This window comes from Sporosarcina sp. FSL W7-1283 (assembly GCF_038003105.1).
Lineage (GTDB): Bacteria > Bacillota > Bacilli > Bacillales_A > Planococcaceae > Sporosarcina > Sporosarcina newyorkensis.
Genome location: NZ_JBBOOL010000001.1, coordinates 2,980,001 through 2,999,944 on the forward strand (window position 1 = coordinate 2,980,001; position 19,944 = coordinate 2,999,944).

General features: G+C 42.6%; 21 protein-coding genes (1 of these 21 running past the window's edge). 9 read left to right on the plus strand and 12 right to left on the minus strand.

The window, feature by feature from the left end; translation table 11 throughout:
- Positions 1-27, minus strand: partial view of a nucleotidyltransferase-like protein gene (locus MKY93_RS15680; protein WP_009498446.1) — the 5' end (the start) only. Its footprint begins 855 nt before the window's first position; the window shows 27 of its 882 coding nt (coding positions 1-27); the start codon lies at positions 25-27; the stop codon falls past the left edge of the window.
- A 149-nt stretch (positions 28-176) separates the two neighbouring features.
- Here MKY93_RS15680 and MKY93_RS15685 point away from each other — a divergent pair, with 149 nt between their 5' ends.
- Positions 177-545, plus strand: a complete 369-nt coding sequence (locus MKY93_RS15685) for a YgzB family protein (RefSeq protein WP_009498447.1) — start codon at positions 177-179, stop codon at positions 543-545.
- 32 nt (positions 546-577) lie between these two features.
- Here the strand turns inward: MKY93_RS15685 and perR are convergent, their stop codons facing one another.
- From perR to bcp, 3 genes are all read right to left on the minus strand, one after another.
- The gene (gene perR, locus MKY93_RS15690) at positions 578-1,021 is read right to left on the minus strand and encodes a peroxide-responsive transcriptional repressor PerR (protein WP_009498448.1); all 444 of its coding nucleotides are present in this window, start codon (positions 1,019-1,021) and stop codon (positions 578-580) included.
- 138 nt (positions 1,022-1,159) lie between these two features.
- On the minus strand, positions 1,160-2,104 hold the full coding sequence (locus MKY93_RS15695; RefSeq protein ID WP_009498449.1) for a D-2-hydroxyacid dehydrogenase: 945 nt from the start codon (positions 2,102-2,104) through the stop codon (positions 1,160-1,162).
- Positions 2,105-2,115: 11 nt separating this feature from the next.
- A complete protein-coding gene (bcp, locus tag MKY93_RS15700; RefSeq protein ID WP_340760074.1) occupies positions 2,116-2,589 on the minus strand; it encodes a thioredoxin-dependent thiol peroxidase in 474 nt (157 codons plus the stop codon).
- Between the two features lie 175 nt (positions 2,590-2,764).
- Between bcp and MKY93_RS15705 the strand changes: the two genes are divergently transcribed.
- Both MKY93_RS15705 and MKY93_RS15710 read left to right on the plus strand, forming a co-directional pair.
- Positions 2,765-4,066 carry a glutamate-1-semialdehyde 2,1-aminomutase gene (locus MKY93_RS15705; RefSeq protein ID WP_009498452.1) on the plus strand — a complete coding sequence of 434 codons (1,302 nt, stop codon included), beginning with the start codon at positions 2,765-2,767 and terminating at the stop codon, positions 4,064-4,066.
- Positions 4,067-4,127: 61 nt separating this feature from the next.
- Positions 4,128-5,210 carry an FUSC family protein gene (locus tag MKY93_RS15710; RefSeq protein WP_009498453.1) on the plus strand — a complete coding sequence of 361 codons (1,083 nt, stop codon included), beginning with the start codon at positions 4,128-4,130 and terminating at the stop codon, positions 5,208-5,210.
- Between the two features lie 52 nt (positions 5,211-5,262).
- Here MKY93_RS15710 and MKY93_RS15715 read toward each other — a convergent pair whose 3' ends face one another.
- The 4 genes from MKY93_RS15715 to mutY all read right to left on the minus strand — a co-directional run bounded on the left by MKY93_RS15715 (position 5,263) and on the right by mutY (position 9,502).
- Positions 5,263-7,008 carry an ABC transporter ATP-binding protein gene (locus tag MKY93_RS15715; RefSeq protein ID WP_009498454.1) on the minus strand — a complete coding sequence of 582 codons (1,746 nt, stop codon included), beginning with the start codon at positions 7,006-7,008 and terminating at the stop codon, positions 5,263-5,265.
- A gap of 301 nt (positions 7,009-7,309) precedes the next feature.
- Positions 7,310-7,858 (minus strand): nucleoside tri-diphosphate phosphatase, encoded by a 549-nt coding sequence (ntdP, locus tag MKY93_RS15720; RefSeq protein WP_009498455.1) that lies wholly within the window; start codon positions 7,856-7,858, stop codon positions 7,310-7,312.
- 201 nt (positions 7,859-8,059) lie between these two features.
- Positions 8,060-8,383, minus strand: coding sequence for a gamma-type small acid-soluble spore protein (locus tag MKY93_RS15725; RefSeq protein WP_040759802.1), 324 nt, complete (start codon positions 8,381-8,383; stop codon positions 8,060-8,062).
- Positions 8,384-8,455: 72 nt separating this feature from the next.
- Positions 8,456-9,502: an A/G-specific adenine glycosylase gene (gene mutY, locus MKY93_RS15730; protein WP_078818385.1), complete on the minus strand. Its 1,047-nt coding sequence runs from the start codon at positions 9,500-9,502 to the stop codon at positions 8,456-8,458.
- Between the two features lie 428 nt (positions 9,503-9,930).
- Between mutY and MKY93_RS15735 the strand changes: the two genes are divergently transcribed.
- Positions 9,931-10,914 (plus strand): metal-dependent hydrolase, encoded by a 984-nt coding sequence (locus MKY93_RS15735; RefSeq protein WP_340760082.1) that lies wholly within the window; start codon positions 9,931-9,933, stop codon positions 10,912-10,914.
- A 37-nt stretch (positions 10,915-10,951) separates the two neighbouring features.
- Here MKY93_RS15735 and MKY93_RS15740 read toward each other — a convergent pair whose 3' ends face one another.
- Both MKY93_RS15740 and recX read right to left on the minus strand, forming a co-directional pair.
- Positions 10,952-11,284 carry a YfhH family protein gene (locus tag MKY93_RS15740; protein ID WP_040759803.1) on the minus strand — a complete coding sequence of 111 codons (333 nt, stop codon included), beginning with the start codon at positions 11,282-11,284 and terminating at the stop codon, positions 10,952-10,954.
- A complete protein-coding gene (recX, locus tag MKY93_RS15745; RefSeq protein ID WP_009498461.1) occupies positions 11,274-12,086 on the minus strand; it encodes a recombination regulator RecX in 813 nt (270 codons plus the stop codon). The genes MKY93_RS15740 and recX overlap by 11 nt, the downstream gene beginning before the upstream one ends.
- Positions 12,087-12,179: 93 nt before the next feature.
- On the opposite strand from recX, the gene MKY93_RS15750 reads away from it, so the two are divergent.
- The 5 genes from MKY93_RS15750 to MKY93_RS15770 all read left to right on the plus strand — a co-directional run bounded on the left by MKY93_RS15750 (position 12,180) and on the right by MKY93_RS15770 (position 18,228).
- Positions 12,180-13,076, plus strand: coding sequence for a TIGR01777 family oxidoreductase (locus MKY93_RS15750; protein ID WP_340760087.1), 897 nt, complete (start codon positions 12,180-12,182; stop codon positions 13,074-13,076).
- 112 nt (positions 13,077-13,188) lie between these two features.
- Positions 13,189-13,989: a delta-lactam-biosynthetic de-N-acetylase gene (gene pdaA / locus MKY93_RS15755; RefSeq protein WP_009498463.1), complete on the plus strand. Its 801-nt coding sequence runs from the start codon at positions 13,189-13,191 to the stop codon at positions 13,987-13,989.
- 308 nt (positions 13,990-14,297) lie between these two features.
- A complete protein-coding gene (locus tag MKY93_RS15760) occupies positions 14,298-14,537 on the plus strand; it encodes an SE1561 family protein (protein ID WP_009498464.1) in 240 nt (79 codons plus the stop codon).
- A gap of 23 nt (positions 14,538-14,560) precedes the next feature.
- Positions 14,561-16,093 carry a fumarate hydratase gene (locus MKY93_RS15765; protein ID WP_340760090.1) on the plus strand — a complete coding sequence of 511 codons (1,533 nt, stop codon included), beginning with the start codon at positions 14,561-14,563 and terminating at the stop codon, positions 16,091-16,093.
- A gap of 230 nt (positions 16,094-16,323) precedes the next feature.
- Positions 16,324-18,228, plus strand: a complete 1,905-nt coding sequence (locus MKY93_RS15770) for a heavy metal translocating P-type ATPase (protein ID WP_340760092.1) — start codon at positions 16,324-16,326, stop codon at positions 18,226-18,228.
- A 120-nt stretch (positions 18,229-18,348) separates the two neighbouring features.
- Here the strand turns inward: MKY93_RS15770 and MKY93_RS15775 are convergent, their stop codons facing one another.
- Positions 18,349-19,296: a YihY/virulence factor BrkB family protein gene (locus MKY93_RS15775; RefSeq protein ID WP_340760094.1), complete on the minus strand. Its 948-nt coding sequence runs from the start codon at positions 19,294-19,296 to the stop codon at positions 18,349-18,351.
- A 35-nt stretch (positions 19,297-19,331) separates the two neighbouring features.
- Complete coding sequence (locus MKY93_RS15780) at positions 19,332-19,772, minus strand: YtxH domain-containing protein (RefSeq protein WP_078818392.1); 441 nt, start codon at positions 19,770-19,772, stop codon at positions 19,332-19,334.
- Positions 19,773-19,944: the final 172 nt, after the last annotated feature.

Here is a 19,944-nt window from a genome sequence, read left to right on the forward strand (position 1 = left end):
GTAAACTGGCCGTAATATCTGTTCCACTTTTCCGCCTCCCAGTTCTTTCTCGAACGTCTCGAATACTCTTCTTCGACGAATTTCACATAAAATCCTTTAATTTAAAGTGAGATTGTACTGCAATTATTTAAGAGTATGATATATTAGGGAAGGATAGTGTTAGGAGGAAACTAGAGATGAAACCTTATAAAAATAAAATAAATCGCATTCGTTCATTCGCCTTGTCGCTCATTTTTATTGGAGTTGTCATTATGTATATCGGGATCTTTTTCCGTTCCAATGAAATTGTGATGCTAATCTTCATGTTCCTCGGGGTACTCGCTATTATCGCAAGTACTGTTGTATATGCATGGATTGGTACGTTGTCGACACGAGCCGTTAGAATAAAATGTCCAAATTGTGGGAAACACACAAAAATGCTCGGTCGTGTAGATATGTGCGGACATTGCCGTGAACCATTAACACTTGATCCTGAATTAGAAGGTAAAGAGTTTGACGTGGCGTATAATAAATCTAAGATGTCCCACGAAGAGTCATCAAAATAAAAAGAGTGTAGCCCAATTGGGTTACACTCTTTTTATTTTGCTTCATTTTGAGCTTCCGCGCAGTCAGGACAAGTGCCATACACTTCTAAACGATGTGAATTCACTTTGAAACCTGTTACGTGGGCAGCTAGGCGCTCCACTTCTTCAAGCCCTGGATGATGGAAATCCACTATTTTTCCGCACTCGTCGCAAATAATATGATAATGGTCGTGGGTCACAAAATCAAAACGACTCGATGCATCTCCGTATGTCAACTCTTTCACAAGTCCGGCATTTTGGAATACACGTAAGTTATTATAGACTGTTGCTACGCTCATATTTGGAAAGTCTGATTCAAGGGCTTTATAAATCTCATCAGCGGTCGGGTGTGTATGAGAAGTGATTAAATACTCCAGAATTGCATGTCGCTGCGGAGTAATTCTTACACCACTTTCTTTCAACGTCACAAGCGCATCTTTCAAGAAAACTCCCGGCATCGTAATGCACCTCACTTCATAAAGATTACTTCTTTATAATCATTATAATTAGTTTACTCAATGAAGGGGCATACTGTCAACTTTTCTGCTGAAAACCTTGATTTCAGACCATATTTTTTTCACTATTTCTTGAAAGTATCAATACCCTTTTTTCACATCTACCTGATTGATGAGTTCTTTATCACCCGTCAACCATTTATCCAAGTTCGTCTCCATGATGCCGAGTGAACGTATGAGGTATTGATCGGATATGCTGGACATATGCGGTGAAACCGTGCAATTGGGCAGTTTCCATAGCGGACTGTCCACAGATAAAGGCTCTGTTTCAAATACATCTAAAACCGCATGACGGATTTCTTGATTTTCCAATGCATCGACGACAATCTGTTCTTTGACAGCGTCTCCTCTTCCCACGTTCATGAAAATTGCGGAATTTTTCATCGCTTGAAAGTGCTCAGCCTGATAAATCCACCTTGTTGCCGGTGTACTTGGCAAAATTGAAATGACATAGTCCGCTTCCGGCAACTTCATCATGATTTCAGAAAATGAAATGGTTTCATTCATCGACGGGCTGTCGTGTCCTGACCGATTGCAACCGATTGTGTGTACATGAAATGCCTGCAACAACCTGCCGATTTCCCCGCCGATTGCTCCAGTCCCCACGATCAGAGCTGTCGAGCTATTCACTTCACCAGGTATTTTATCCAACTCCCAGCGCATTTCGGTCTGTCTTGCATAAATTCCGGGCAAACCTCTTTCGAGCGACAATAAATGTGCCAGCACTGATTCAGCCAGCGGCATCTTATGGACACCATGCGAATTCGTGACGATAATGCCTTTCTTCTGCAATGCATTCAACGGGAGTTCGTCCACCCCAACTGCCGCCACCATGACCCATTTCAACGCAGAAGCACGCTCGATAATCTCTTCCGTAAGATCGACTCCTTCAGTCGCAATCACTTCGACGCCTTCTAACGAAACATCTTCAATAGAAGCTGTATAGATGAATTCGACATTCGGATAGTCCTTGCTTAGTTGTTCTTTAAATGCCGTTTTCACCTTAAACGTGAATAATACCTTCATAATCGAACCCCCTATTTTGTCAATTGTTGAAGTGTAGCCAGTGCATCTTCCACATGCCCTTTCACTCGCACTTTCCGCCACTCTCTTACTACTGTACCTGTCGGGTCGATTAGGAATGTAGATCGCTCAATCCCCATATACTCTTTACCGAAATTCTTTTTCAGCTTCCATACACCGTACTGCTCGGCAACCGCATGATCCTCGTCTACTAGAAGTGAGAAAGGCAACCCATGCTTTTCAATGAATTTTTGGTGAGAAGCCTCATGATCGGGACTTACACCTAAAATTACTGCATTTAATTCTTCAAATTCATTGACCGCATCGCGAAAATCACAAGCCTCTGTCGTACAGCCAGGTGTTGCATCTTTCGGATAAAAATACAGCACCACATACTTTTCCCCTTTAAATTGTTCCAATGAAACGATATCTCCATTTTCGTTTCGCAACGAGAATACAGGAGCCTGCAGTCCTTCTAACTTGTCCATTCAAAAAAACCTCCTCTGTGTGATGAAAACGTTCATTATTCTGAAATTACCCATACTTATCGTAGCCGAAATGAACGGGCTTTTCAATTTACTGCAACGCGACGCTGAAGGTGGAGACTTACTGGTGATTAATGCTAAAATGGGTAACGTATAATTGATTTGGAGGAATTCACTGATGAACCGAAAAAATTCAGAAGCAATCTACGCAGAAGCATGTGAACATATTGTAGGTGGAGTAAACAGTCCGTCCCGCGGGTATAAAGCGGTTGGCGGCGGGGCTCCCACTGTCATGGAACGTGCGGAAGGCGCTTATTTTTATGACGTGGACGGTAATCGATATATTGATTATCTAGGCGCATACGGACCAATCATTACTGGGCACGCACACCCTCATATTACAAAAGCCATTACGAAAGCAGCGGAAACAGGCGTCTTATATGGAACGCCTACCCGCCATGAAGTGAAATTTGCCAAAATGCTGAAGGATGCCATTCCCGGAATGGATAAAGTCCGCTTCGTCAACTCTGGCACGGAAGCCGTCATGACAACAATCCGCGTCGCACGAGCATATACTGGACGTACGAAGATCATGAAGTTCGCAGGTTGTTATCATGGACATTCTGACCTTGTCCTTGTCGCAGCAGGCTCCGGACCCGCAACACTTGGCACCCCTGATTCCGCAGGTGTTCCATCTTCCATTGCAAAAGAAGTTATTACAATTCCATTTAATGATCCAAAGAGCTACAAAGAAGCGATGGATAAATGGGGAGACGAGTTAGCTTGTATTTTAATTGAACCGATTGTAGGAAACTTCGGTATTGTCGAACCGAATGAAGGTTTCTTGGAACTCGTTCATGAACTTGCTGCCGATAAAGGAGTACTTACGGTGTATGATGAAGTCATCACAGCATTCCGTTTCCATTATGGAGCTGCACAAACACTGCTCGGTCTCCAGCCGGACTTAACGGCTTTTGGCAAGATTATCGGCGGCGGACTTCCGATTGGTGCTTATGGCGGTAAAAAAGAAATCATGGAACAAGTTGCTCCGCTCGGTCCCGCCTATCAAGCAGGTACTATGGCAGGAAACCCAGCATCCATGCTTTCTGGTATCGCTTGCCTCGAAGTCTTGCAAGAACCGGGTGTCTATGACGAAATGGATCGCCTCGGCGGTTTATTAGAAGTCGGGATTTTGGAATTAGCGAACAAGCACGGCATCCAGATGACCATCAACCGATTAGGTGGAGCACTCACATTGTTCTTTACAGATGTCACTGTGGAAAATTATGAGCAAGCCGAAGCGACAGACGGAGAAATTTTCGGGCGTTTCTTCAAAGAAATGCTGAAAAACGGTGTGAATCTTGCGCCTTCTAAGTATGAAGCTTGGTTCTTGACTACTGCCCATACAGAAGATGATGTAAAGGAAACTTTAAAAGCGGTAGATCGTTCATTTAAAACATTAGCCGAATCAATGGATTGACCGTTTCTCGGCTATATTGTAAAGTAGCAAAAAAGAGCTTATTCAGGAAAGGAATTACCCAATGAAACTTGGTGCCCGCGTCTTTAAAACGGGTATTGCGATTGTATTTGCCCTATTTCTCGCTCAATTACTTGAGTTGCCAACTGCGGTGTTTGCAGGGATAGCAGCGATTTTCGCAATCCAGCCATCTATTTACAGATCGTACTTAACGATCATCGAACAATTGCAAGGCAATCTGATCGGCGCTGCTGTAGCAGTGTCATTCACACTTATCTTTGGTCCGCAACTAGTCGTTGTAGGATTAGCTGCAGTGATTGTTATGATCATCATGTTGAAGCTTGGTCTCGAGAAATCTATTTCTCTTGCGCTCGTCACAATGATTGCCGTTATGGAGGTAAAAGACGATAACTTCCTGACCTTCGCCTTACTCCGGGTATCCACTATTCTCGTCGGTGTACTCGCAGCTTTCATCGTGAACATGGTCTTTATGCCACCGAAGTATGAAACGAAACTGTTTCAGGCAATCCATCAAGCTCAGGATGAAATCATTCGTTGGACCCGTCTCGCAGGTCGTCAGGCTTCTGAGCATTCTGCCACAAAAAAGTCTTTGGGCAAACTGAAAGAACGACTCGTTCAAATCGACCAGCTCTACTTGCTATTCAAGGAAGAACGCAGCTACATTAAAAAAACCACTGCTTCCAAAGCCCGAAAACTTGTTGTCTATCGGCAGATGGTTGCAACAACTCGCAGCAGTTACGATGTGCTTAAGAGATTGCATAAATTCGAAAACGAACTTATCAATCTTCCTGATCACTTCCGTATGATGGTGCAAGAACGACTCGAAGCATTGCTCGTCTACCATGAGCAGCTTCACTTGAAATTCATCGGGAGGTTAAAGGCAGAACGCGATGAGGATGGAGTGCATAATGAATTCATTCAGCGACAAGAGGTAATGGATATTTTTGCGAAGGAAATTGCTATCACCAAAGAAGACGAGGAATTCTCTGCCTACCATTTACTCCATATTCTCTCTTCCATGTTGAACTATGAAGAACAGCTGGAGCATTTGGATATGTTGATCACTTCTTATCAATCAAGATTTGAAGATGAAGATAATGCTGCTTTAGAAGATGAATTTTATTAATTAAAGATAAAAGCTGCGATAGACTGTTTCTTAGTCCATCGCAGCTTTTTCATTACCCTCCCAATTCCTGTCGATTGTAGAGCCCGGCATATACGCCTTCGCGTCTCATCAATTCTTGGTGAGTTCCTGATTCTTTTAATTCTCCATGATCAATTACATAGATACAGTCCGCGTGTGTAATAGTCGACAAACGATGCGCTACAATCAGAGTAGTCCGTTCATGCGCCAGTCGTTCGAGCGAGTCTTGGATCAAGGCTTCACTTTCCAAGTCGAGCGCAGATGTTGCTTCATCCAAAATAAGCAGCGCCGGGTTTTTCAAAAATACACGCGCGATCGAGATTCGTTGCTTTTGACCGCCAGATAATTTTACACCACGTTCCCCGACTCGTGTATCATACCCTTCAGGCAACGTCTCAATGAAGTCATGTGCGTTCGCAGCTTTAGCCGCAGCCACAACTTCTTCGTCCGTCGCATCGGGCTTGCCCATCAGAATATTGCTTTTAACCGAATCGCTGAACAAAATGGAGTCTTGGAGCACCATACCAATTTGATCACGCAGGGATTTGACTTTGACATCTCTGATATCATATCCATCGACACGGATCGCTCCCGAATTGACATCATAGAAGCGAGGAATCAAACTGATGACCGTTGACTTCCCGCCTCCACTCATACCAACTAACGCAGCGGTCTCACCCGGACGGATCGTCAAGCTGATGTTTTTCAACACCTCTTCTTCCTCATAAGCAAAACTCACATTCTCGAATTGAATTTCTCCGTTAATTGGCGGCAGTACCTTTGCATCTTCTTTATCCACCACATCATACTTCTCATTCATCAAATCAAGCACCCGATCCATCGAAGCAAATGACTGAGTCAGCGATGTCGAAGAGTTAACCAACCGTCTCAAAGGAGAATACAGACGCTCGATGAACGCAATAAATGCGACCATCGTACCGACTGACAGCGAGCCGTTGATCACTTGATACCCCGCAAAACCGATAACGAGTAACGGTGCGACGTCAGTGATTGTATTGACCACGGCAAATGCCTTCGCATTCCATCTTGTATGTTCGATTGCACGATCTAAAAAGGCATTGTTCACTTCATCAAAACGTTCTTGCTCTTTGTCTTCGATGGCAAAACTTTTAATAATGCTGACTCCAGCTATCCGTTCATGCAGATAACTTTGTACATCCGCCAAAGCTTGTGACCTTTTTCTTGTCAATTCACGCAACTTCCCGAAGAAATGCTTGACGCTAAACGCATAAAAAGGAAAAGCAAGCAATGTGACCAGAGTTAACTGCACGTCCAGCGTCAGCATGATGGCAATCGCAATAATAATTGTCGCCAAATCCAGCCAGACGTTCATTAAGCCGATCATCACAAAATTTTTCGTTTGTTCCACGTCATTGATGACCCTGGAAATCACTTCACCTGCACGTGTATTCGAATAAAAACGCAAACCCAGCTTTTGCAGATGGCTATATAGCGATCGCCGTATATCAAACAAAATTTTATTGCTGACATACTGCGCATAATATTGGCGATAATATTCAACAGGAGGTCGAATCAGAAAGAACAAAATAATCGTGCCGCCTAGCCAATAAAACAAATACTTCGTTTTCTCGGCATCGGACATAGCAGGTGCACCTATGATGTCGTCAATGACAATTTTGATCAGCAACGGTAAAAATAACGGAATGGCAAACTTAATGACCCCGATAAGAACAGTAAAGAGAATCTGCCAATTATACGGTTTTACGAATTGTAGATAACGTTTGATACTTTCACCCATTCTGTTCCTCCTAATCAATTACGCCTCGGCGTAATTGCGTCCAGATTTTGAATTGTGCCTGCACAATTAATTCCTCTCAAAATCTGTGACATCCGCCGGAGGCTTAGGCCTACAGGATGTAGGTCATGCAGGCATTGCCACGTGACGTGGCGCTCTTGGCCTGCGTTCTTCTATTGTTCAGCGAACATTTGAACACCCACAAAACTAGAAATAGAACCGGATTCATGTCACATTACTTACAGTGGGGAAGGCTTCGTCTGAATAAAGATAAAAAAACCGACCCACACAAGTGCAGGCAGGTCTAACGTTTTTCATCCTGAAGTTGCTTATAGAACTCAAACCTGGAGGTCCATACATTAATAAAGTCAGGAGCAAACGGTCCTTTTCTTTGCTTGATCCAACCCAGCAATTGGGTTAAATTATCTTGCAGGATTTGATCGATCACTTCTGGATATTTCATTTGACGTTTATGTTCGGCATATTCATCCTCATCTAAAATCAAATAACTCATATCCGGAAAAACTTTCACGTCTAGGTCGTAATCAATATACTTCAATGACTTTTCGTCAAAGACAAACGGTGAACTCATATTAACGTAATAATAGACGCCGTCTTCACGCAGCATGCAAATGATATTGAACCAATTTTCCGCATGAAAGTAGCAGATGGACGGCTCGCGTGTCAGCCATGTTCGTCCGTCTGATTCAGTCACGAGCGTACGTTCATTTCCTCCAATGACAATATTTCGGGTTCCTTTTAATACGAGCGTTTCTTGCCAGACACGATGGATCTTGCCATTATGTTTGTAACTGTGGATCTGTATCGTTTCTCCTTCTTTTGGAATTGCCAATTTTCTCTACCACCTTTGAGCCTCATGCCACCGCTCTTGCTATCTGTTCATTATACCAACTGACTTCCCAAAATTAAAACGTTTCAACCATCTATTTTGTAATTGCCTGAATTTTGCGGGGTGCTTGCTTCGTTTTGTCCATAAAAAAACCGGTAGAAATGGCATATAATAGCCATTTCTACCGGTAGGTGGTGTCCATACTTACTTGGAACCTTTAAATTGGTTCGCACGTGCACCCGAAGCTTGTTGCTTGTTTGCTTCTGCTTGACGGTTTTGCTCTTTTACCTCGTTCACATCAGTCTCAGATGCAAATTCTTCATTCATAGATGATTGCATGTTGGAAGATGCTGATTGCATGTTCGCAGCAGACTGTGCATTTTGCTGACGGACTTGGTTCACATCAGTTTCTGATGCGTACTCTTCGTTCATCGTTTGCTGATTAGCAGACTGTGCATTCTGCTTACGCACTTGATTCGCATCTGTTTGTGATGCAGATTGAGCATTACGATTTGGTTGCTTAGGCATGGATTTATTCACCTCCGTGCCCCTTATGATGTCCAGCGTCCTCATATTTATTCAGAACCGGCAAAGAAGTTTTTACCAATCAATACTTTCTATAATTTTCATCACAGGCTTTGATTTCGGCAAGGCTTCAATTTGTTCTTTTGTATAAAAGTTCAGCGGCTCTTTAGAAGTAACATCCTCCAATTGAGCACGATACGCATGAATGTCCCATGTGATGTGCGAGAACAGATGGGAGAATCGCGTGAGCTCTGTTACTTTTTTCAACTTGAGCCCGGTGTCTTTTTCAAACGTCTCCACTGCATCCAACTCTTGAAGTTCTACCATCGGAAACTCCCAAAGTCCTGCAAGTAAACCTGTGCCTGGTCTCTTTTGCAATAACCATTTTCCTTCTTCATTTTGAATTGCGAATGCAGCAAGTGAGACATACTTTTTCTTTTGCTTTTTCAATTTTATCGGCAATTGCTGTTGTTTACCTTCCTCAAATGCGATACAAAAATCACGAACCGGACATAATAAGCAACGTGGATTCGGTGTACAGATGACCGCACCCAATTCCATCAAGGCCTGATTGAATGAAGAGGCATCTTCTTCGGAAATCAATTCCATAACCGCCTGTTCGAATATTTTTCGATTTCGGGGTAAAGCAATATCCTCTTCGATCAGCAATATGCGAGATAAGACTCTCATGACATTTCCATCAACTGCATGCTCCGGTACACCATAAGCTATACTAAGGATCGCCCCCGCTGTATATGGGCCGACTCCTTTGAGCGCCGAAATTTTCTCTCTAGTATTCGGCACTTCCCCACCGTAGGTTTCCACAACTTCTCTTACACCTGATTGAAGATTGCGGACACGTGAATAATAACCGAGACCTTCCCACATTTTCAGGATTTCTTCTTCTTTCGCTTCTGACAAATCTTGCATCGTCGGAAATTTTTCGATAAATCGTTCATAATACGGTATGACTGTATCTACTCGCGTCTGTTGCAGCATTACTTCTGAAATCCAAATATAATATGGATTATTCGTTCTTCTCCAAGGTAAATCTCTTTTTTCAGCTTCATACCAGGACAATAAAGCCTGTTGGAACGCCTTTTTTTGTTCAATTATTTGCATAATGCCCTCGCTTCTTTATTCAAATACTTTTAGTTCTCGTGAAATAGGGTATATAATTAATACAGACTTAGACATTTTACGACTCTTTCCTCTATCAATTATGCCTCGGCGTAATTGCGTCCAGATTTTGAATTGTGCTTAGGTCTGCGTGACGCAGATCAGTTAGCCTTTGCCGCAGGACGCGGCGAGTTTTGGCTAACTCCATCTTTTAAAACTCCTCTCAAAATCTGTGACATCCGCCGGAGGCTTAGGTCAACAGGATGTTGATCATGCAGGCGTTGTCACAGGATGTGGCGATCTTAGCCTGCGTACTTCTCTTGTTCAGCTGGCGTTTGAATGCCCGCTGAACAGGAAGTAAATTCGAATTCATCTCAGCACCTATAGAGGTGTGAGCCTTCTGCTGAATAAAGATAAAAAGGAGTGATGATTTGGATACAGGTACACATATAGCCATGGGAGTGGCGATTAGCGGTCTAGCACTGGCCGATTCTGCCGTAGCGAATGACCCTTCTACTATGGGAGCGGTATTTGCCGGTATTATGGTCGGCTCGCTGATTCCGGATGTTGATACCGTGTTAAAGCTGCGAAATAATGCCGTTTATTTGCGCAATCACCGTGGGATTACACATTCCGTTCCAGCCGTCATGTTATGGCCGCTCTTGATCTCGATTCTTTTGACACTCATTGTTCCAGGAGCGGAGTTTCTACATGTATGGGCATGGACTTTTCTAGCTGTGTTTATCCACGTCTTTGTAGATATTTTTAATTCATACGGCACACAAGCACTGCGGCCCTTTTCACAAAAATGGGTAGCGATCGGGGTCATCAATACATTTGATCCAATTTTTTTCGGCCTGCACGTCATTGCGATTCTCGCATGGTTTCTCGGTACAGATCCTTTAGCCACAATGTCCACTTTATATATCGTGATATTTTTCTATTATTTACTGCGGTTCGCCGTCAAAAGCGCAGTAAAAAGATCTGTCAAAAAGACAGTGCCCGGTGCTACTGAGATTTTCATCGCCCCAACTATGAAATTTTTTCAATGGCGTGTGGCAGCGACCACTGAAGTCGATCATTATGTCGGACGCGCATACGGACGGTCGATTACATTATACGACCGTTTTAAACGCGAACCAATGCCAGCTTCTCCACAAGTCTCGGCAGCTCTAGAAGATCCGAATTTAAAGGCCTTTGTGTCCTTTTCTCCTCTGTATCGCTGGTCGGTTTCACATGTTGGCGATCTTTATGAAGTCCGTCTCATCGATTTGCGCTACCGAAGTAAAGGATATTATCCATTTGTCGCAGTAGCTCATGTCAATCAAGATTTGGAGGTAGTGAATTCCTATACCGGATGGATCTTCTCTGAAGACAAACTTCGCAAGAAATTAAAATTTGCTCCTAACAATTAAAGAACGTCCATGCATTATGCATGAGCGTTCTTTTTGTTTACTTCCCGCTTTTCACGTCTTTCAACATGGCGATCGGCAATGCTTCTATTGCTTTCTCTCCACCTAAACGATGGCCCCATGCAAATAACCCTTTCAAGTAATCTACTTGAAAGAACATACCGTCGTCTCCTTCAATACGATACATTTCACCTGGCTTGATACTTTCCGGATCAACCAAATAGGATTGTACCATGACGGCTTTGCGTTGGTGTACAGCATACTCACTGATCATACCCATCTGTTCCGCTTTGCGTGCTTTTTCCATGAGGGAAGCGACTTCACTCCGCAGTTCATTTTCATTCATTTCGCTATAATGTTTTTCAGTCTCCATCTTCTTCATTCCTTTTCTGTTCAATAAAAAGATCAATCTGCGCAAGCGGAATGCCCTTTTGATACATCGATTGCTTCACTCTCTGTCTCAAATCAGCGCCGGAATACTTACTCTGATAGCGTCTCCACGCCTTTTCGCCAAAGTTCTGAGTGATTTCCGTCCATTCATCTTCATCTCGTTCAATGCTCACGCTATTAAGCACTTGTTTAATTTGTTCAAATGAAAATCCTTTTCTTGCTAATGTATTTTGGATTTTCTGTTTTACTTGTGCCGGCGGCTGTTGGCTGTTGGAGCGTATTGTCTTTTCAGCGAGCTTCAGTGCATTGTCCATTTGATCTTCCATCGTGTACTCCTCCAATGCTTGAGTTTGAAGTTCCTTGGGTATACCTTTCTTATAAAGGGATTGCTGAATCGCTCTCGGTCCTTTTAAAGAACTGTTCTTTTCAGTCCGGACCAGCGCTTCAGAGAATGCCTCATCATTTAGGAATCCAAGTCGTTTCAATTTCACGATCGCCTCAAGGACGATCGCTTCTCCATAATCTTTCTCAAGAAGCTTCTTTTTCACTTCCATTTCACTGCGCATACGGAAAGACAAAAAATGTAATGCACGGTTAAATGCTTTTTCAATTTGGTCTGCATAGACAATTTCGTCCGTCTCCCAATCGTCCAGCGTCATACCCTTAGTGAGCTCAAATTTCACCAGTACAGATTCATGGACGCTAAAAGCATATTGTTCATCAATAAAAATATTATAACGTTCGCTATCTCGTTTTTGTTGTGATATTTTGGTAATTAGCGGCATTTCTCCATCACCTACTTAGTATTAGTATACCGCTTCTTTCAGTGATGGTCAGCAATAGTGTATTAATTTTGCAGAGTTTGGAGGGGAATTAGTATGAGAGTCGTTATTACAGGAGGAACTGGATTTATCGGCAGCATATTAACTGCAAAGCTTCGAGAAAGTGGTCATGATGTGATCATATTGACACGCAAACCGTCTTTCGAACAGAATGGTGTCCAGTACGTTCAGTGGCTAACAGACAACGCTTCACCTGAAAATGAGCTTGGTCAAGTCGACGCTGTTGTGAATCTGGCAGGTGTTTCAATTAATGATGGCCGGTGGACAATAGAGCGCAAAAAACAAATCCACGATAGCCGAATCACAGCTACTCAAGAGGTGCTGCGTATTCTGCGGTCACTGCCTGAAAAGCCAAGTGTATTAGTAAATGGAAGCGCAATTGGAATCTATCCTCCATCGCTCACTGAAGAGTACACAGAATCATCCATAGTGGTCGGCGATAATTTTCTCGCTAAAACAGTTTATGATTGGGAGCGCCTTGCCAGCCATGCAAACGATTTAGGTGTTCGAACAGTGTTCACTCGATTTGGTATTGTCCTTGGCAAAGATGGAGGCGCATTGCCTCTCATGAAGCTGCCTTATCTATTATACTCCGGCGGCAAAATCGGCTCAGGCAATCAATGGTTTTCTTGGGTACATGTTGAAGACGTTGCGAACGCCATCATCTATTCATTGGAAAATAATGCGATTGAAGGTCCTGTCAATGTTGTAGCACCGAGCCCGATGCATATGAATGCTTTCGGAAAAACAGTAGCAAAAGTGCTCCATCGACCACATTGGTTTCCCGTCCCAAGTTTCGTTATGGAGTTAACTTTGGGTGAGAAAAGCATGATCATCTTACAAGGCCAGCATGTTTTGCCAGATAAGCTCCTTAAAAATGGATTTACTTTTCAATATCCATCTTTAAAGCCCGCTTTAGAAGATCTGTTGTGAAATGAAATGTTTGTTGGGATGTTGACAACACCCTGACAAACATTTTCCGAATTTTGCATAGTACATATTTAAAGCCAAACCGCACATGCTCTATTAAAAGGAGTGATGTTGTATGGCTCGCCACGTTTCAGGTATTTTATTGGCTTCATGCTTATTGGTTGTCGGTATTTTAGTCAACCCTTTTGCTGTAAAGGCAGAAGAATTCCATTGGGGATTCAAGAAAGCCACAGATGGAGTGCCTCCTTCGGCTGGAGCGGAATTGGATAAATTGCTCGATGATTATGGAGCACTCTATAAAGGGAAAGGCGATAAGAAAGTTGTGTATCTAACATTCGACAATGGGTACGAAAACGGCTACACAGAGAGCATTTTGGACACTTTGAAGAAGGAAAAAGCCCCCGCTACATTTTTCTTGACCGGCCATTATGTAAAAAGCGCAAGTGATTTAGTGAAACGAATGGTTAAGGACGGACATGGAATCGGCAATCATTCCTATGATCACCCGAATATGGCCAACTTATCCGAACAGCAAATGGAAGAAGAATGGAGTAAGCTTGATGAGATCCTATACGAGACTACAGGACAAAAGCGCACCATTTATACACGACCGCCAGAAGGTGTCTTTAATGCGAAATTACTGCAGAAGGGTAATGACCTTGGATACCGGCATATTTTCTGGTCCGTCGCATTCATTGATTGGCATAAGGATCAACCAAAAGGAAAAGATTATGCATATAATGAATTAATGAAGCAGTTACACCCTGGCGCAGTCATCCTCATGCATACTGTCTCTCCAGATAATGCCCAAGCCTTGCCTGATTTCATTCGCGATGCAAAGAAACAAGGCTATAAGTTCCACTCTCTTGACCAACTGGTCGAAGAGTATGAAAAGGAAAATTCTGTGACCCAATAAAAAGAGACCTTGTCTGTTTAACTTCACCAACAGACAAGGTCCCTACCTATTCGGTCCTTCTTCAATTTGCATTTTACATTCGTAGTTATCCAATGTATTTACTTTATTGGACTGTTACGGATCCCCTCCTTCGTTATTACGTACCTAGGATTCGATTCGCTTCTATAACTACGACCTCCTTTTCATTTGATTATTCTGACTATACCACCTATTCAGACACTTGTAAACTATTTTATTCGAATTTAATAAATCTTTCTTAAGAAATACTAAAAATCTGCATGATGGATGTGCGCTATGCATGTAATTGAATGAGAAAAATCAGATTGAAAAAGATGGCGTTTTCATATACGATATCAATGATGGAAAGAGGTGGACATATGGACACATCACAAAACAAAGACCAAGTTGTAGAACTGAAAAATCGGTTCAATCAATTCCTTGAAACATTAGAAGCGATCGAACCAGAAAAGACGGGTCTCCAAGAGATCGATCGGCTGATCATGTTACTTGATGAGCTGGAAGAACAAATGGATAGTTATAAAAAATAACATAAATAACGGGGGATTTTGAGATGTACATAGAATCAATCGAGAAAAGTATGTATGATCTAATTTGCGAAACATCTACGAACTTACCAAAGGATGTTCGCCGTGCGATTCTTTCCGCAAAAGAAAAAGAAAACAAAGGTACGAGCTCCGCTATGAGTCTCGATACTATCGCTAAGAACATTAATATGGCAGATGAAAAACTTTCACCTATTTGCCAAGATACCGGTCTGCCAACATTCAAGATCAAAACTCCCGTCGGTATTAACCAATTGGAGATCAAAGCTGCAATTAACCGCGCTATCGAACTCGCTACTGAACATGGAAAACTTCGTCCGAACGCAGTTGATTCTTTGACTGGCGATAACAGTGGAAACAACTTAGGGATCGGCTTGCCTGTTGTGAAGTTTGAACAATGGGAACAAGACCATATCGAAGTGAAATTGATCCTAAAAGGCGGCGGCTGCGAAAACAAGAATATCCAATACAGCTTGCCAACTGAATTAGAAGGGCTTGGACGCGCTGGACGTGATTTAGATGGTATTCGTAAATGTATCTTACATTCCGTTTATCAAGCACAAGGACAAGGGTGTTCAGCAGGATTCATCGGTGTAGGTATCGGCGGCGACCGTTCATCCGGATACGATTTGGCAAAAGAGCAACTCTTCCGGGATGTAACCGACGTCAATCCAATTCCTGAACTTGCACAGTTGGAAGACTATGTACTGGAAAAAGCAAATCATCTAGGAATTGGTACAATGGGCTTCGGCGGTGAAGCAACGCTGCTTGGCTGTAAAATTGGTGTTATGCACCGGATTCCTGCGAGCTTCTATGTTTCAGTAGCATATAATTGCTGGGCTTATCGCCGCATGGCAGTAGACATCAATGCGGAGACTGGAGAAATTACAGACTGGCATTACAATGAAGGCGAAAAAATTGCATTTGAACAACCTGCTGAAGAAACAAAGTCCACAGCACGTGTAGTGAAATTGCAAGCACCTATTACAGAAGAAGAAATTAGAGACTTGCGTGTTGGTGACGTCGTGAAAATCTCCGGCCGCATGTATACGGGCCGCGATGCTATTCATAAGCATTTAATGGACAATGACGCACCAGTTGATTTGAATGGCCAAGTCATTTACCACTGCGGTCCGGTCGTTCTGAAGAATGAAGAAGGCAAATATGAAATTAAAGCAGCAGGTCCTACGACTTCAATTCGTGAAGAGCCGTATCAAGGAGATATCATGAAAAAGTTTGGTATTCGGGCAGTCATCGGAAAAGGCGGCATGGGGCCTAAAACTTTAGCGGCGCTCCAGGAACACGGCGGCGTGTACTTGAACGGGATTGGCGGAGCAGCCCAATATTACGCTGACTGCATTAAGGAAGTAGAAGGCGTTGATTTGCTTGAGTTCGGGATACCAGAAGCACTCTGGCACCTGCGTGTTGAAGACTTCACCGCAGTCGTAACAATGGACTCCCACGGAAATAGTCTACATGCCGATATTGACAAATCTTCATTAGAAAAGCTCTCACAATTTAAAGAGAAAGTATTTAACTAATCAACCAGCAGCGAATGATTTCATTCGCTGCTTTTTTGTGTTTACAAAAAGATTGATCATTTTAGTAACATTTTTTCAGAGCAGGTGCTATACTATAGTTAATAACTATTATAATTTCAGAATCATTCTAGTTTGTGATTTAAAAGTCGATTCTACTCCGGTAGAGTCGACTTTACTGCTTTAATTAGACATTTGAAATTGAAATTCATTATCAATTAGGAGGTATTCAAATGACAACATCAGCAAAAGAACAATTCGATGAAAAAGTAGATTGGACCGCGAGATTTGAATTGATCGCTGCCATATTATCCGGACTTTTTATCTTGGCAGCATGGCTCTTGAGTAAAAATGGCACAGAGGCTTTCTCTATCACGCTGTATATCCTGGCATTTTTGATTGGAGGATATGCAAAAGCCAAGGAAGGTATTGAAGAAACGATAAAAAATAAAGAGCTGAATGTCGAGATGCTGATGGTTTTCGCAGCAATCGGCTCTGGCATTATCGGCTACTGGGCGGAAGGCGCCATACTGATTTTCATTTTTGCAATCAGTGGTGCACTTGAAACGTATACTTTAAATAAAAGCCATAAGGAAATCTCTTCTCTAATGGAAATGCAACCTGAGGAAGCGTGGCTCATCACAGAGGATGGCAGTGAACAAAAAGTACCTACTGCATCTTTATCCCTCGGCGCAGTCCTGCTCGTCAAGCCAGGCGAACGCATTCCAGTGGATGGTCAAGTACTCAGCGGCATTACTTCCGTAGATATGTCTGCAATCAATGGAGAGTCCATTCCTGTGACGAAGCAAGAAAATGATGAATTGTTTGCGGGAACAGTGAATATTAGCGGGGCAATTCGAATGACCATGACAAAGCCTAGCTCTGAGACTTTATTCCAAAAAATTATTGCTATGGTTCAGAACGCCCAAAGTGAGAAATCCCCTTCTCAACAATTTATTGAACGATTCGAGGGTACTTATGTAAAAATTGTCTTGGCGGCAGTCGTGATTATGATGTTTCTTCCGCATTTTTTACTCAATTGGGATTGGACGACTACCTTTTACCGCGCCATCGTACTATTGGTTGTCGCTTCCCCCTGTGCGTTGATGGCAGCCATTATGCCTGCAACCTTGGCCGCGGTCTCAAATGGTGCTAAAAGAGGCGTTTTATTTAAAGGCGGGGTTCACTTAGAGCACTTAAGCTCTTTGAATGCTTTTGCTTTTGATAAAACCGGTACATTGACCACTGGCAAGCCTGTTGTAATGGATTTTATCGTCCGAAAAGATACCAACCCAAAAGAAGCGCTCGCTTTATTTGCAGGTGTTGAATCATTGTCCAACCACCCGTTAGCCAAGGCAATCATTCAGTATGCCAACGAGCAAGAGGTCATACCTGAACGGAATCTCCATATTGAGGACGTGCCTGGTTACGGAATTAAAGCTGAAACAGATAATGGTATGATCCGAATCGGCAATCCAAGATTTGTCGGTATAGATTTAGTGGAATCATTTGAGGATGGAATTGCCGAAACACTCGCCAATGAAGGAAAAACTGTTATTTTCATGAGAGATGAACACGGTATTGTAGCATTGGCTGCACTGAAGGATACGTTGAGAAAAGAGGCTGTGACTTCCATCAAAGAACTGAAAGCCCTTGGAATCCGTACCGTGATGCTTACGGGAGACAACGAAAAAACGGCACATGCGATCGCTGAAGAAGTCGGAGTGGATTCATACGTTGCTGAATGTTTGCCTGAAGAGAAAGTCGTTCATCTGAAGAAATTGCTGAAGAATTATGAAACGGTTGGAATGGTTGGCGACGGTATCAATGATGCTCCTGCACTCGCTACTGCCACATCCGGTATTGCAATGGGCGAAGGCACAGATGTCGCTTTAGAGACCGCGGACGTAGTGCTAATGCAAAACGATTTGAATCGCCTTTCCTATGCAATCAAACTCTCAAGAAAAATGCAACGGATCGTTAAGCAAAACGTTTTCTTCTCCATCGCTGTCATTGCGATTCTGATCATATCCAACTTCATGCAAGTAGTCGATCTCCCTCTTGGTGTGATCGGGCATGAAGGAAGCACCATCCTCGTCATCCTTAACGGTTTGCGCATGTTGAACAAAATAGAATGACCAATCAAAACAGGCTGTCACTGGGGATGGAATCATCCTTAAGTGACAGCCTGTTCTCATAACTAAAAAAAGCCGACCGAGACGTCAGATGACAATGACTTCTCGGCCAGCCCTGCTTTTTTACGATGCCATTTGACGCTTACGTTCATAGCGCTCTGTCATCACTGCATTTATCAACCCGCCAATCATCAGAATGATAGCTGATAGATAGAGCCACATGATGAGCACGATAATTCCACCAATACTGCCATAAGTATTCGCATAATTTCCAAAGTTACTAATATAGAAAGAGAAACCTAATGATGTAACAATCCAGCCCACGGTCGCAAAAAAAGCACCTGGCACGATACTTTTATAGGACAATTTGATAGCTGGAATGAGCCAATATAACAATGAAAAAACAGCGAAGATAAGGAATGGCGGAATAAGGAAACGGATCTTCGTCCACATGGATAAAAATGAATCTTCCAATCCCATGAATGAGAACAGGAGCTTCCCGATTGGCTGACCGAAAACCGGCAACACTAGAGCGATGATGACGGTACCAATCAACATGATCGTAAACACAATCGACAATCCTCTAGAAATAAAAAAGTTTCGGTCGTCTTCTACATCATATGCCCGATTTAACCCCTTCGTTATAGCCCCCATACCTTTAGAGGCCGACCAAATCGTTGCAAGGATACCAATCGATAATAAGCCGCCATTGCGATTTTCCAGCACTTCTGACAACGTGGACTCAATCAAGCTTGAGACACTTTCTGGAGCATATTCACGTATAAACATGAAGATCTGGCTTTGATCTAAATGCAAGTAAGGCAATAACGTAAAAAGAAAGATTAGTAGAGGGAATAATGACAACAGAAAAAAGAAAGCTAATTGCGAACCGGCAGCTGATATATCCAATTCTTTTATACGAATAATGAGCTGCTTAAAAAACCCGCTCGTCGTAGCTGGATTAAAGTCATCTTCATCCCCGTCTTTTATATCCTTAATAAAATCTTTTACTTTTTCGGTCTTAGACGTACCCTCTGAATTCGAAGAAGGGGCACTTTCATGATTTTTCATTTCATGTGTCCCCCTTTCGTTAAGTGATTCGATATTTAGTGATTCTCTACCGGTACTGCGTTTTTTTTTTGCACCATCGGCGGTAAGCTTGTGTCTTCCTGAGCAGAAGAGGCAGATGCCGCAGTTGATTCATCTTGAATGATTTGCTCATACTCAGATTTGGAATCAGTGAATGCTTCCTTCGTATCTGTGAACATTTCTTTCACTTGAGGTGTCAGTGTTTTAATTTCATCCACTTGTGACTTGATATAATCAACATCACCTTTCACCTGTTCATAAAGAGTTTGCACCTGATCTTTCTTTTCTTGAAGTTGGTTTTTCACTACATCTGGATTTTCTTTGTAGTACAGTGCTTTTTCGTATGATGTCCTTAAGGAAGTGACCGTCATTTGTCTTGTTGAACGATCCAACATGCTTACAACCGCTCCAAGCAATGCGCCACCTAAAATAAACTTACCTAGTTTGTTGGAACCCATGAATTTCGCCTCCTATCACGTTAACCTTTCACTTCATTATACCCATATAGCCGATTACCAAACAATGATTGTGGCACTTTATTGAAAAAAAGCTTGACGAACCGTTCTATTTTTCGGATTATTAACAATAACATAGAACTAATAGAATTCCCTAAAGGAAGTTGGTGTGCAA